Below are 14,844 nucleotides of genomic sequence, written 5' to 3' on the forward strand. Positions count from 1 at the left end.
CAAGCCTGAATGAATAAGTTTTTTAAACACGGAAGTATTCGTCGCAGAGTCAGTTTCCAAATCATTTTCTTGTTGACTCTGGCACTGACGGCCAATTTATTGGCAATGCTGTATCTGGTCAGAGAACAGGCGCTCAACTCAACTCAGACCATGCTGGAAAACCGGGCCCAGGTGCTGCAGGAAAAAATTGAACAGCATCTTCAGTATCTGCTCGAAAACTCCAACCTGTTGTCCAGCAATCAGCTGATGATCAATGCACTTACCGATAGCGAGGGACGAGAAAGATACCTCCCTTCACTGGTCAGCAATTTTCAAAAGGGCAAGGATGTGTTGTCAATCAATGTCCTGGATTATGCTGGTAACGCCATTTACCAAACCCTGAGTTCACTCCCACAATATAACGATTCTTCCGAACTGCGTCAGGCTCTTGCCTATCGCAAAATGGCCTATCATCTCCGCAAAGGCGATCACAACATAGAGGTAATCAGCCCGATCGAATATTACGCCACAACCCAAGGCGCTGTGGTGGTCGTGTTCGATCTGGCGGCCATCGTAAATCGCCATCTGGGCAAAGATGAAGCGAGCTATATTCGTCTGCTGAGCAAAGGAGGAGAAATCTACCAGCATAATTTCAACTCTGCGCTGAATTACGTTACCTACACGCACCACAATATAAGCCAAGATACACTGTTTAATCAGTTGAACATCAAGCTCGAGATTGGGCTTCCTGTATCCGTATTCAATTCACAAGTCCGTCAAGCGATTCTTCCTTTAATGGTATTAGGGATTTTATTTATTATTGCCGGTGCCTACTTTGCCTTGAGAGCCGGCTCTCGCATCGTAAACCCCATTTTGGAATTAAACAGCCGAGTTGAAGCATCGAAAAAGAACAGAAATATCTTCTGTAGTCCGATTGGTACAGATGATGAACTTGAAGACCTTGCCAAAGCCTTTGACGAACGCACACTGGAGCTGCAGCACCAAGCTGAACATGATTCTCTGACGGAACTCCCCAACAGAGTACTTTTCCTTGATCGATTGCAGCAGGCAATAAAACTCAGTCAGCGTTCCAAGAAAAAGCTGGCTGTGTTGTTTATCGATTTGGATCGATTCAAAGAGGTCAATGATTCCTTCGGCCATGATACCGGTGACGCCTTATTGCAGGTAGTCAGCGATAACATCGTTAAAACGCTGCGCGCGAGTGATTCTATCGCCAGATTGGGCGGCGACGAATTTGCCGTACTGCTGGATCATATCGAGCATGAAGCCGATATTGCTTTCGTTTTGGAAAAAATTCTGCAGATATTCGGTGAACCTTTTAATTTGCATCATCGACAGATCTACACCACCTGCAGTATCGGCGTTGCAATTTTCCCGGATAATGGTAACAATGCCGAAGAACTGCTGCGCAATGCCGATGCCGCCATGTACAAGGCAAAAGACGAGGGGCGCAACAATTATCAGTTTTATACAAAAGATATGACACATCTGGCCTACGAACGTCTAATGCTGGAGAATAACCTGCGAATCGCAATTCGCAATAACGAATTTAAGCTTTTCTATCAAGCGCAGACGGATATGCGCAGCAACCGTTTAATCGGCGCCGAATGTCTGGTTCGCTGGCACCGTGAAAATGAAGGCATTATCCCGCCCGATAAATTTATCGGCTTGGCAGAAGAGACCGGTCTGATTATTGCAATAGATCGCTGGGTTTTGGAAGAGGCGCTCGCTCAATACCAGCGCTGGATAAAGGAAGGTTTAAATGTCGGGGTCATCTCTGTCAACCTGTCCGCCATTCAACTAACTCAAAAAGATTTTATCCCCTTTGTGGAACAAGCCGTTAAGCGTCATGACATAGCACCGAATAAACTCATGTTCGAAGTCACCGAGACCGCCATTATGCGCTCTCCGGAACAAGCTATGGAAATTCTAAACAAACTTAAACAGCTCGGTTTTGGCTTGGGGCTGGATGATTTCGGGACGGGGTTATCGTCACTCTCTTATCTGAAAAAATTACCGGTGGATAAAATCAAAATCGATCAGTCATTTATTCGGGATATCCCTCATGACGAAGAGGATATGAATTTAACCAAGACCATCATCGCGATGGCCAATAATCTGAACCTAAAAGTCATTGCCGAGGGAGTCGAAACCGAAGAACAGATCGCCTTCTTAACCGATAACAGCTGCTATGAAGCGCAAGGCTACTACTATCACAAACCCTGTGATGCAATAGAGATGCATTCAATCCTGTCGGGTGAAGATAGACGAATCGCGCCGTTACAATAACCGTCTAATAAACAGTCCTGACAGCAACATCAGCAAATAAAAAAACCCCATAACCCAAAAGTTATGAGGCTTTTTTTAAAGTGCGTCTTAAGTAACTTCAAATTTAATTATCGGAAACGCTCTTTTCAGCACAGCATTTGCACAGAGTGCGTCAGAAAAGTCCGGTAATCACGCCCAGATCATCAATATCAATCTTCTCCGCCGTCGGAACTTTCGGCAAGCCCGGCATGGTCATCATATTGCCGGCAATAGCGACAATAAAACCAGCACCGTTTTCCAGTTTGATATCGGTAATTTCAACGGTATGTCCGGAAGGCGCGCCTTTAGCGGACGGTTCGGTCGAGAAAGACATTTGCGTCTTGGCCATACAGATCGGCAGATCACCGTAGTGTTCCTGAAGACGATCGATTTCCGCTTTCACCTTGGTATTGGCAGAAATCCCCGCTGCGCCGTACAGCTTAGTTGCAATGGTCTCAATCTTATCCCAGATCGGCGTATTGATATCGTATACATACTCGAAGCCCGGCTCGCGGTTATCGACGATATTCAACACCGCTTCGGCCAGCTCTTCCGCCCCGGCACCGCCTTCAGCCCAATGCTTGGACACCACACACTTAACGCCCAAAGCTTCGCACTTCTTGATCAACAGATCGGTTTCATCGTCCGAGTCGTAAGTAAAGTGGTTGATACACACTACCGCCGGCAGACCGTAATTCACCGTCACATTATGAATATGGCGCTCAAGATTGACAAAACCTTTCTCCAAGGCCGCCAGATTTTCCTGATTCAGGTGATCTTTCTCAATGCCGCCGTGGTATTTCAAAGCGCGAACGGTTGCCACCAGCACTACCGCCGAAGGCTTCAATTTCGCCGAGCGACATTTGATGCTGAGGAATTTTTCCGCTCCCAGATCGGCTCCGAAACCGGCTTCGGTAACCGCATAATCCGCCAGTTTCAGAGCGGTTTTGGTCGCCGTAACCGAGTTACAGCCGTGCGCGATATTGGCGAAAGGGCCGCCATGCACGATCGCCAGATTGTTTTCCAGCGTCTGTACGATGTTCGGCTTAATGGCGTCTTTCAAAAGTGCCGCCATCGCGCCGTGCGCTTTCAGGTCGCTGGCATAAACCGGCGTTACGCGGTCGGTTTTGTAACCGATAATGATTCGTCCCAGACGCTCTTTCAGATCGGCGCGGTTGGTCGCCAGACACAAAATCGCCATGACTTCGGAAGCGACCACAATATCAAACCCGTCCTCGCGCAGATAGCCGTTAGCCGGGCCGCCCTGACCGACGGTGATTTCACGCAAGGCACGGTCGTTCATATCCACGACGCGCTTCCACTTGATGCGACGCGGGTCGATATCCAGCGCATTGCCGTGATTGATATGATTGTCAATCATCGCCGCCAGCAGGTTATGCGCTACGCCGATGGCATGGAAATCGCCGGTAAAGTGCAGGTTAATGTCTTCCATCGGAACTACCTGCGAATAACCACCGCCGGCCGCCCCGCCTTTCATACCGAAACATGGCCCCAATGACGGTTCGCGCAAACAGATCATGGTTTTTTTACCGAGACGGTTCAATGCATCGCCCAGACCGACCGTGGTGGTGGTTTTTCCTTCCCCAGCCGGGGTCGGACTGATCGCAGTGACCAGAATCAGCTTGCCTTCTTCGCCGTGCTGATGCGACAGGTCGTCAAAATACTCCAATGAGAGTTTCGCCTTATAGTGCCCGTAAGGGTCCAGATGCTCAGCCGGAATCCCGAATTTTTCCTCTGCCAGTTGGATAATCGGTTGCATTTTCGCCGCTTGGGCAATTTCAATATCCGACATAATTAAAAGCTCCTCGTAAATTTACTCGCTAAAGAGTTCTATCCAGTGTTTAACCGGTGTTTTCGTGCCCTTCTGCAGATGCATCAGACAGCCGATATTGGCGGTAACAACCAGTTCCGGTTTATGTGCCAACAGATTCTCTAGCTTGTTGTTTCTTAGTTTTTTAGACAGTTCCGGCTGGAAAATAGAATAGGTTCCCGCCGAACCGCAGCATAAATGGGCATCCTGAACGTGGTTAACGCGATAGCCCAGTTTACGCAGAGTCTCTTCCACCACTCCCTGGAGCTTTTGGCCGTGTTGCAAAGTGCACGGAGAGTGAAAGGTAATTTTCTGGTTGTCGAAATGGGTGAAAATCGACAGATCCTGTTTCAATAAAAATTCCGATATGTCATGCGTCGCCTCGACCACTCGGCGGGCTTTTGCCGCATAATCCTGATCTTCTCGTAGCAGGTGCGCATAGTCTTTGATCATCACACCACAACCGCTGGCATTGGAGATGATCGCCTTGGCTCCTTTATCCAGATAGGCGCACCAGGCGTCGACATTGGTTTTCACCTGCTCCAAGGCATCCTTATGTCCGGAAAGATGGTGCTCGACTGCGCCGCAACACTGCGACTGCGGGGTTTCGATGACATTGAATCCGAGCTTGTTCAGCACCTTGATACTGGCCTGATTGATATTCGGCGCCAACGCCGGCTGAACGCACCCCGAAACCAGCAGAACCGAATGCTCAATCGCATCCGCCCGATCCTGCAGTTCCTGTTTCAACGCCAGCTCTTCGACGGTAAACTTGACCGCTTTGGAGTGACGTAGAAACGGCATCATCTTAATGCTCAGATTGAAGAACCACGGAGTCGTCAGACTTTTGCGCACGGCGTAACGGATCAGACGCTCCCAGGGTTTACGCGGACTCGCCTCCTCAATCACCTCGCGGCCGATATCCAGCAGATGCCCGTACTCCACGCCGGACGGACAGGTCGTCTCGCAGGAGCGACACGTCAGACAGCGATCCAGATGATCGAGCGAGTTGGCCGAAATCCCGTTACCTTCCAGCGCACTCTTAATCAGATAGATACGTCCGCGCGGCGAATCCAGTTCATCACCGATCAGCCCGTAAGTCGGACAGGCCGAAAGACAGAATCCGCAATGCACGCAGTTACGCAGAATCTTATCGGCGGTCTTCCCGGTCTCGGTCGCCAGTAAATCTTTAGGCAAATTCGTTTGCATAGTTCTCTACAAGTCCTTAAACACATGATGCGGGTCAAAGACTTTCTTTAAGCCCTGCTTGATCTTCTTCACACCCTTGCCGTCGTTATGGCGCGGCAAGAAACGGTCATCCCAAAGGGTAACATAAGGGTGATCCGGCTTGTGTTCACTGGCCACCCAGCGTCGTGTCCCCCCCATACCGACGGCGATGGTGCCATCGATACAAGGGTTGGTGCTTTCGACATCAAGGCGCCACAGTTTCTGCCCCGGCTCCAGTTTAGGCTTAAACGGGTTGAGGATTTTCCAGATCGAATTATCGACCGCTTCCACGCCGACACGGTTGGTCTGCTTCGGATGCTCGCCCATAACGCGATAGTAGAAATGCCCTTGATAATAAGCGCCGCCCGACATCGGCAGAGAGGTTCCGGCCATCTTATTCATTAAGACAATCGCGTCACACTCCGGCATCTCGATGCGATAAGTCACCTCTTCGACCAGCGGCATCACCTTCAGACTCATTTCCGTCACCAGCGCCATAGATCCTTTCGACCCTGCCAGCATACGCGAGACATCGTAACCGGCAACATTCTTAATCATTTTGCCGCCGAAGTTCAGTTCGCGCCCCTGACCGTCGAGCAGTTTGGTACCCAGTACGTAGTCGCGCAGCTTGCCGCGGAACGGTTTGGCCGGGCCGGTCAACGCGCAGGCATAGGTCCCGCCGATCGTCGAATTACCGTATTCCGGCGGTTCGAAAGCAACCATCTGGTTCTTTTCCGCCAGCACCTGATGCAATTCTTCCAGCGTCGTTCCGGCGCGAACCGTAATCACCAGCTCGGACGGTTCATACGAAAGGACTCCGGAGTAGCCTTCCATCGACAACACTTCGGCGTCATCGTACAAAGGCACTTTCGAGCCGCCGCCGACAATCTGCAAAGTTTTATTCTCGGCCGCCGCATCCTTGATCTGCTCGGCCATTTGCTTAAATCTCTGTTCCATTAAAAACGCTCCAGATGACCAAACGGCAGTTGTCCGTTATGCACATGCATATGCCCCAGTTCCGCACAGCGGTGCAGCGTCGGCACCGCTTTGCCCGGATTAAGCAGACCGGTGTCGTCAAACACCTCTTTAATCCCGTGGAAGATTTCCAGTTCGTGACCGTGATACTGGTGACACATGGAGTTCAGTTTCTCCACGCCGACACCGTGCTCGCCGGTAATGGTTCCGCCGACATCGACACACAGATTCAAAATCTCGCCACCGAATTTCTCAGTCTGCTCCAACTCGCCCGGCTTATTCGCATCATACAGAATCAGCGGGTGCAGATTACCGTCACCGGCGTGAAAAACATTCGCCACACGCAACCCGTATCTTTCCGACATCTTCTTAATCTCTTCCAGAACATACGCCAGTTTGCTGCGTGGAATGGTGCCATCCATACAATAGTAGTCCGGCGAATAGCGCCCGACTGCCGGGAAAGCGTTCTTGCGCCCCTGCCACAAAGCGATACGCTCGCGCTCACTCTGCGACACCTTGATTTCGTAAGCCCCTTTGGAAGTCAGAATATCGGCGACACGCTTGGCATCAACCTGAACCTGATCGAAGCTGCCGTCCACTTCGCACAACAACAGCGCTTCGGCGTCGGTCGGATAACCAACCTTGGCAAAATCTTCCGCCGCTTGGATCGAGAACTTGTCCATCATCTCCAGACCGGCCGGAATAATCCCCTGCTCCAGCACGGCGGTTACCGCGTCGGCACATTCGGTCACCGATTGGAAAGCAGCCATAACCAGCTGCGCCGCATCCGGTTTCGGCAGCAGTTTCAGCTTGATTTCAACGATCACCCCCAACAGCCCTTCCGAACCGTTCAGCAACGCCAACAGATCGACGCCGTCGTCTTTTTCGTCGAAGACATACTCTTCGCCGTCCATATTCAAAACCCGGATCGAAGTTACGTTATGCACAGTAAGACCATATTTAAGACAGTGCACACCGCCGGAGTTTTCCGCGACGTTGCCGCCGATCGAACAGGCGATCTGCGACGACGGGTCCGGCGCATAATACAGTCCGTGCGGTTCGACCGCTTCGGAGACCTGAATATTGCGCACGCCCGGCTGAACGACGGCGATACGCTGCAAGGGGTCAACTTTGAGGATCTTATTCAATTTAGAAAGGCCGAGAATAATTCCGTCCTGCAACGGCAAGGTGCCACCAGCCAGTCCGGTTCCGGAACCGCGGGTAATCACCGGCGTGCCGTGCGCTTTACAGATACGCAAAACCTCTTTCACCTGCTCGACCGTTTCCGGCAAAGCAACCGCAAGAGGCTTCTCTCGGTAAGCAGAGAGAGCGTCGCACTCATAGGGGCGGCACTCCTCGTCCGAGGCCAGCACACACCCCTTTGGCAGGGCATTTTTTAGGGCTTCAACAACGCGCATTTTTATCTCTTGTATCTCTTCAAGGAATGCCATTATAATTGAGACCAATCAACTTTCTCATAACATTTTTTAATTTCCTATAGAGGATTATCTATGCAATCATTTAACCCACCTATTCGTACACTCATGGGCCCCGGCCCATCGGATATCCACCCTCGTGTACTGCAAGCCATGGCTCGCCCAACGATTGGTCACCTTGATCCGGCCTTTGTCGGCATGATGGATGAGGTTAAAGAGTTGCTGAAATACGCGTTCCAGACTGAAAACGAACTGACTATGCCGGTTTCGGCTCCGGGTTCTGCCGGGATGGAAACCTGTTTTGTTAACCTGGTTGAGCCGGGCGACAAAGTCATCGTTTGTATCAACGGTGTTTTCGGTATGCGTATGAAAGAGAACATCGAGCGTTTCGGCGGTGAAGCGATTGTCGTCGCCGACGACTGGGGAACGGCTGTCACTCCGGCTAAAGTCGAAGAAGCCTGTGCGGCCAACCCGGATGCGAAAATCGTCGCTTTCGTCCACGCCGAAACCTCAACCGGTGCCTGCTCCGATGCTAAAACCATCTGCGAAATCGCTCGCAAGCACGACTGCCTGACCATCGTTGATGCTGTGACGTCACTGGGTGGTGTTGAACTGCGCGTTGACGAGTGGGGAATCGATGCCATCTACTCCGGAACTCAGAAATGCCTGTCTTGCGTACCGGGTATCTCGCCGATCTCTTTCTCCGAGAAAGCCTTGGATAAAGTCCGCAACCGTGCAAGCAAAGTTCCTAGCTGGTTCATGGATCTGAACCTGGTTATGGGTTACTGGGGCGGCGGTCAGAAGCGTGCTTACCACCACACTGCGCCGGTTAACACCCTGTATGCGCTGCATGAGTCTCTGGTTATGCTGAAAGACGAAGGTCTGGAGAATGCGTGGAAACGTCACGCCGACCTGCATCAGGAACTTAAAGCCGGTCTTGAACCAATGGGCATCAACTTTGTTGTTCCGGAAGATCAGCGTCTGCCGCAGTTGAACTCGGTATGGATTCCGGAAGGTTTTGACGATGCGGAAATCCGCGGCAAGCTGCTTAACGAATACAACCTTGAAATCGGTGCCGGTCTGGGCGATTTTGCCGGTAAAGTCTGGCGTATCGGTCTGATGGGTGAAACCTGTAAGAAAGAAAAAGTGCTGTTCTGTATTGCGGCACTGAAAGCAGTACTAGGCAAATAATCGCAAGTAATCGAAACTAATCGCCCAGCTGCTCCAGCAGTTTCTGCGACGGTTAAAGATGCCGTGTCCGGTTTTTCGGATGCGGCATTTTTTATGCCCTCTGCAAAATCATTACAAATATCTATTCAAGTAAATGAATAACGCCTAAATCATAATAAATCGTTATATTCAGCTTAATAACTCCTTATCCAAATTTGCCTTCCAATCTCTATAATTCTCTTCAAACATTCATTTGGTTTAACGAGGTAAGAAGATGAGTCAAGGTTACGTTTTTGAGGTAAACCAACAGAAATTCAACGAGTTGGTATTGCTTAACTCGCACAAGATTCCGGTCATAGTGGAATTCTTAGGCGTCTATTCCGGTCCGTGTATCAGCCTGGAACAGGAATTAACGGAACTTGCTCATTACTATGCCGGACAGTTTATTTTTGCCAAGGTGGATATCGACGAACAACCGGAGCTGGTCAAAGAGTACGAGATCACCAACCTGCCGACGATCAAGGTCTTTAAAGACGGTCAGTTGATTCGTACCGAAGAAGGTAAGATGACCAAAGAAGAGCAGCTGGAAATGCTCAAAAGTCTGGGCATTTCCCGTGCTTCCGACGAACTGCGTGAGCAGGCGCGCGAAAAACACTCGACCGGCGATTTTGCCGGCGCGATTCAATTGCTGACCCAAGCCATTCAAGCCGACCCGGGCAATACGCAAGTTGCTCTGGATATGGTGCAGGTGATGCTGGATATTGACGAAGTCGAAGAAGCCAAAGCGCTGTTTAATCGTCTGCCGGAAAAGGATCGCGCCAGCGATACCGGTCGAATCATCGTCGGTCAAATTACCTTTAAAGAGCTGGCCGCCAAGACTGACGGTCGCGATGCACTGCTGGCGCGATTGGATAAAGATCCACTGGATTTCGATGCCTATTTTGATCTGTCGATCTGCCTGGTGACCGAATACGACTACCAGGGCGCTTTGGAATCGCTGTTCGCTATTTTCGATCAGGAACCAAATTACAAAGACGGTGCGGCACGTGAAATGATCAGCTATCTGCTATCCAGCCTTTCGCAGAGCGAGCCGGAATTGGTGAAAAAATACCGTACCCGGATGGGGAATGCCGTCGCTTAAGCGCCCTATTTACAGTTTCATTATTCATCTCTTTCGGGAGTCGTTCCCGAGTTTTCGCTAAGTTCGCCTCCGCAGGATATCTGCCGGAGGCTTTTTTATTTCTCACCCTAACCCAACCACCACCCGCAACGGACTTGCAAGATGGCGACAGCTATCGATAATTCAGTAATACGCACAGAAAACCCATTACACAAATCGACTAAAGAAACCGACGCATGAAAAACCGCATTCAAAACAAAACCGCTCTGATTACCGGCGCAACCTCCGGCTTCGGACTGGCGACCGCACACGCACTGGCCGAAATGCAAGTCAATCTGATCCTTCTTGGACGCAGAGAAGAACGCCTTCAAGCCTTGTCAGAAGAGTTAAGCCAACAGTACCCGGAACTGACCATTCAGACCCTCGCTTTGGATGTCAGAAAGTATGATGGGGTAAAAAGCGAGCTGGAAAAAATCATGCAGCAAACGCCGGTGGATATTCTGATTAACAATGCCGGGCTGGCTTCTGGGCTGGGGTCGATTGTCGACGGCGATCTGGAAGACTGGGAAAAGATGATCGACACCAACCTCAAAGGCTTGCTGTATGTCAGCCGCACCGTGCTGCCGAAAATGCAGGAACGCAATCAGGGACATATTATCAATATCGGCTCTATGGCCGGCAACACCACCTATCTCAACGGCAATGTCTATTGCGCCACCAAATCGGCGGTGCATACGCTGGGGCAGGCTATGAATATCGATCTGACCGGCACCGGCATCCGCGTCTGCACCCTCGCCCCCGGCGCGGCCAATACCGAATTCTCCGAAGTGCGCTTTCACGGCGACCGAGACAAGGCCGATTCGGTTTATCAGGGCTTTCAGCCGCTACTGGCCGAAGACGTCGCCGATATGATCGTCTACATTTTAAATGCACCAGCCCATGTGAATATCCAGAAAGTCGATATGATGCCGACCGCGCAAAGAAGCCCCTATCATTTGCATCAAGAACTGAATTGAAGTCAATTGACACACGCAATAAGTATTATTTAGGATATCTAATAATAGTTAGATTCGCGTCAGAGATTTCATATGGAACCAAAAGATTTACACGGATTTTCTTCCGATAGACCCATAACAAGAGTAGAAGAAGATTTGTTGTGTCGGTCAGGATTTTCCACTGACTTAGCAAATGCTATGGCTAGTTGGCATGGAAAGGATAGTCTGGTCGTCGCATTACACGGCGATTGGGGGTCAGGGAAGTCTTCAATTAAAAATATGGCTCTATCACGATTGGAAGAAATTTCCGAAGACAAACCAGATGTCATAGAGTTTTCTCCATGGGAATGGGCTGCCCAAGAAAAAATAACTGCTTCATTTTTCCAGGAGATATCAAAATCTGTTGGTCGTACAGACAGAAGCAAGTCAGGAAAGAAACTAGCGGCAACTCTAAAAAAGTATGGACGGTATTTAAATACAGGTGAAACGGTCGTCACGGGTCTCTCGACGGCTCTACCTACACTCTTTGTGCTTGCCACACTCATAGGCGTTGGTGGGAATTTTTCCGATGATGCGTGGGTTAAGGGTGCTAGCACTTCCATATTGCTTGTTTTAGCTAGTTGGGCAGCAGCATTAAAATGGGGGAAAACATTTCTTGATAAATTGACTGGAAATGTTGAAGCAACAGCAAAAGAAAAAGAACAGAGTTTGAGCGATATAAGGCGAGAGCTATCAGGATTGCTTCGAAAAAGAAAAGCCCCTTTTATTGTTGTAATGGATGACTTAGATAGATTAACTTCATCTCAATTAAGGATGGTTTTTCAACTTATAAAAGCAAACCTAGAATTTCCAAATGTGGTGTTCCTTCTTTTATTTCAGAGGGATTTGGTAGAGGATAAATTGAATGATGGAGCGCAACAAGGTCGAGATTACTTAGAAAAAATTATTCAGGTTCCTTTTGATATTCCTCAGATTGAAACTACACGTCTTCACAGCCTATTGTTTAATAAGCTAGACAAAATTATCGAACAAGATGCATCAGCTACCAAGATGTTTGACTCTGGCCGTTGGGGTAATCTATTTCATGGTTCATTGAGCGCTTATTTTGATAATTTGCGAAGCGTCTACAGATTCACGTCCACATTATCTTTCCATTTCACTTTGCTTAAAGGGAAAAGCGCTTTTGAGGTCAACCCCGTAGATCTGATAGCTATTGAGTGCCTAAGAGTTTTTGAGCCTGATATTTATAAGGAAATTGCCCGCTCAAAAGAAATCTTTACCAAAAACGGATCAGGTAGATATGTAGGAAGAGAGGATGCTACAGCTGCCTTAATCAATAGAATTTTGGATAAAGCCACCTCAAATAAGCGAGAGTCCGTTAAGGAGATGGTTGAGCAACTATTCCCAACTATTGAGTGGGCTCTAGGTGGCATGCACTATAATGGTGAATTTGCCAGTACATGGCTGAGAGAAATGCGTGTTTGCCATCCTTCTAATTTTGACAAATATTTCCAATTCTCAATTCCGAGCGGTGAACTCTCAAATTCAGACCTACAGGAAATGCTTAGTCTAACGGCGGATTCTGCGGGGTTTTCTTCATTTATTCTCTCTCTAAAAGAACGTGAAATTTTGAAAAATGCGCTTGCGCAATTTGAATCATTTACAGACGAAATTCCGCTAGAAAACGGACGCTCTTACATAAAAGGGATTTTAGATATTGGGGATCAAGTCGATCATGAATCAATTGGCTTCACCATGTTTAGCTCTAACACACATGCTGTAAGACTTGTTGTTTGGTTTCTTCGTCGCATTGATGATGCGGAAGAGAGAGGAAAACTATTGCTTGAAAGCTTCAAGGCATCAAGTGGTATTTCTATTGTAGAGCATATATTACAAGGTGAGGAAAATCGAAGAGAAAAGTCGGATGCAGACCAAATACTGCGAGATGAAGAGTTTGAATTACTTAAACAAGAATTTGTTAGAAAGCTTGACGAAATGTCGGAAAGTAATTCTGATGAATTGCTTTCTCACGAGCATTTGATTTCCTTTTTGTATAGATGGAAGCGCTGGGGTGATGAAAATAAGGTTATTGACTGGTTAAAACTTCAGATCCAAACAGCTGAAGGCTGCATCTCTTTATTGAAAAGCTTTGTAGGAAAGTCATCATCTCAGGGTATGGGTGATTACGTGGTTAAGATTACTACATACATTAAACTAGAGAATATTGAAAACTTTTTGGAAATTGCACCAATCCAAGAAAAGTTAAGAGAAGTTGATGAAGGCAAACTTGATCCCGATGCAAGAGAAGCCTTGGATGCATTCCAAAAAGCAATAGAGAAAAGGGAGAGGGGAATCACGGATGATTGGTAAAGAATCTAACAAGCGCATGTTGTCGGACTGGTTTTCCGCTGCGCTGCGTTAGTGCTACAAGGAGTATGAGTTGAGCAGCAATTATCAAAACTTAGAAAAGCAGTTAGAAATTATCCCTAAGATACTTAAAGTTGCCTTGCAACTTGGAATAGGCGTTGGGGCTTTAATCATTATCATATATTCAGGAAAAGTTGGTTATTACCCAAGTGGACTAACAATTGGTGATGGGTTACTTTTTATTGCTGTAGCACTGAGCTTTGGCTTATCTTACTCTATTGTTGTTTTGGTTTTATTTTGTACGGCTGTGTTATTAACTCCCTTCTGGCGGGTCGGACAATTCGCTGTACTCGAAATATATAAACTATGGCTAAAAATAAAACGAAGTACACGTCAACCAGAAGAGTTTAAATTTCCTCCTTTAACTAGTGATAGCCTAGGCATAGCATTCATTGGCTTTATTGGTCTATATTTTATCTTTCTTAGCTACAACAATGATCCAGAAGTATTCTTGGGTTTAGCTAGCTCTGTATTTTTAATTGCTATTTGCTACCTTTTCTATAACTCATTAAATACATCAGAAGATGATACTGAGTCTCAAAAAAAATCTAAAAAGAAAGTTCAGCTCATTTTCGTATTTGTTATCTACTTAATTCCTATTGCTATTGGTAAATTTCAAGGTAATGTTTTAGACCAAACTATGAGATTAATTGGTGTGCGTAGTGATACTGCTATTGTTCAGTTTGATAAAGATTACCAATTATTTGTTAATGAAATACTAAAAGAAAAATCTCAAAAAACATATGAGGCTAGAATTTTATACAGTGGCTTGGGTAGCAGTAGTGTTTTACAGATCGGCGACAAACGCTTTGTAGTGCCAAACACTAAATACAGCTTAGCTTTTTCAAAGTAGCGCTAGCCGGATTCGGAGACTTCAGGCTAAACTGTTTTTTTTGGAGATTTATTAGAGTGGAATATTCGGGATCCTGCTTGTGTGGAGCGGTTCAATTCAAAGTTGAAGGAGAATTTGAGAGTTTCTATTTATGCCATTGTCGGTACTGCCAGAAAGATACGGGCTCTGCACATGCTGCCAATTTGTTTTCATCAACAGCTAAACTTGAATGGATAAAGGGCGAAAATAATGTACGAGTATTTCAAGTAAAGAAATCCAATCATATCAAAGCATTCTGTATGACATGTGGCTCTGCAGTTCCCAATGTACAAATGGAAGGAAGGCTTCTGGTCGTTCCCGCGGGAAGTTTGGATTGCACATTGGACAAACGACCTGATGGGCATTTATTTATTTCAAGTAAGGCTAACTGGGACGAAGCGTTGGAAACGGTACCAAAATATCAGCGTTTGCCCAATGAAGAGTAAATCGCCATGAATCATGAAACAGGCTTCAATAGCGATTAG

The 14,844-nt window shown here is 47.6% G+C and carries 11 protein-coding genes; 7 read left to right on the forward strand and 4 right to left on the reverse strand.

The window, feature by feature from the left end; all coding sequences use genetic code 11:
- Positions 1-9 precede the first annotated feature (9 nt).
- Complete coding sequence (locus J3999_RS03810) at positions 10-2,289, forward strand: bifunctional diguanylate cyclase/phosphodiesterase (RefSeq protein ID WP_208126641.1); 2,280 nt, start codon at positions 10-12, stop codon at positions 2,287-2,289.
- Positions 2,290-2,440: 151 nt separating this feature from the next.
- On the opposite strand, the gene J3999_RS03815 is transcribed toward J3999_RS03810, so the two are convergent.
- The 4 genes from J3999_RS03815 to J3999_RS03830 are packed head-to-tail and all read right to left on the reverse strand — an operon-like array spanning position 2,441 to position 7,758.
- Complete coding sequence (locus tag J3999_RS03815) at positions 2,441-4,120, reverse strand: formate--tetrahydrofolate ligase (protein WP_208126642.1); 1,680 nt, start codon at positions 4,118-4,120, stop codon at positions 2,441-2,443.
- A 21-nt stretch (positions 4,121-4,141) separates the two neighbouring features.
- The gene (glcF, locus tag J3999_RS03820) at positions 4,142-5,347 is read right to left on the reverse strand and encodes a glycolate oxidase subunit GlcF (RefSeq protein WP_208126643.1); all 1,206 of its coding nucleotides are present in this window, start codon (positions 5,345-5,347) and stop codon (positions 4,142-4,144) included.
- Positions 5,348-5,353: 6 nt separating this feature from the next.
- The gene (locus tag J3999_RS03825; protein WP_173284350.1) at positions 5,354-6,322 is read right to left on the reverse strand and encodes an FAD-binding protein; all 969 of its coding nucleotides are present in this window, start codon (positions 6,320-6,322) and stop codon (positions 5,354-5,356) included.
- A complete protein-coding gene (locus tag J3999_RS03830; protein ID WP_173284349.1) occupies positions 6,322-7,758 on the reverse strand; it encodes an FAD-linked oxidase C-terminal domain-containing protein in 1,437 nt (478 codons plus the stop codon). Before J3999_RS03830 ends, J3999_RS03825 begins: the two co-directional genes overlap by 1 nt.
- A gap of 93 nt (positions 7,759-7,851) precedes the next feature.
- Between J3999_RS03830 and J3999_RS03835 the strand changes: the two genes are divergently transcribed.
- The 6 genes from J3999_RS03835 (at position 7,852) to J3999_RS03860 (ending at position 14,805) form a co-directional block, all read left to right on the forward strand.
- On the forward strand, positions 7,852-8,967 hold the full coding sequence (locus J3999_RS03835; protein WP_208126644.1) for an alanine--glyoxylate aminotransferase family protein: 1,116 nt from the start codon (positions 7,852-7,854) through the stop codon (positions 8,965-8,967).
- A 253-nt stretch (positions 8,968-9,220) separates the two neighbouring features.
- The gene (locus J3999_RS03840; RefSeq protein ID WP_208126645.1) at positions 9,221-10,087 is read left to right on the forward strand and encodes a tetratricopeptide repeat protein; all 867 of its coding nucleotides are present in this window, start codon (positions 9,221-9,223) and stop codon (positions 10,085-10,087) included.
- Positions 10,088-10,302: 215 nt separating this feature from the next.
- Complete coding sequence (locus J3999_RS03845; RefSeq protein ID WP_243755292.1) at positions 10,303-11,082, forward strand: SDR family NAD(P)-dependent oxidoreductase; 780 nt, start codon at positions 10,303-10,305, stop codon at positions 11,080-11,082.
- Between the two features lie 72 nt (positions 11,083-11,154).
- Positions 11,155-13,431, forward strand: coding sequence for a P-loop NTPase fold protein (locus tag J3999_RS03850; RefSeq protein ID WP_208126646.1), 2,277 nt, complete (start codon positions 11,155-11,157; stop codon positions 13,429-13,431).
- 70 nt (positions 13,432-13,501) lie between these two features.
- Complete coding sequence (locus J3999_RS03855; protein ID WP_208126647.1) at positions 13,502-14,341, forward strand: hypothetical protein; 840 nt, start codon at positions 13,502-13,504, stop codon at positions 14,339-14,341.
- A gap of 56 nt (positions 14,342-14,397) precedes the next feature.
- The gene (locus tag J3999_RS03860; protein WP_208126648.1) at positions 14,398-14,805 is read left to right on the forward strand and encodes a GFA family protein; all 408 of its coding nucleotides are present in this window, start codon (positions 14,398-14,400) and stop codon (positions 14,803-14,805) included.
- Positions 14,806-14,844 lie beyond the last annotated feature (39 nt).

This window comes from Thiomicrorhabdus sp. 6S3-12 (genome assembly GCF_017571475.1).
Lineage (GTDB): Bacteria > Pseudomonadota > Gammaproteobacteria > Thiomicrospirales > Thiomicrospiraceae > Thiomicrorhabdus.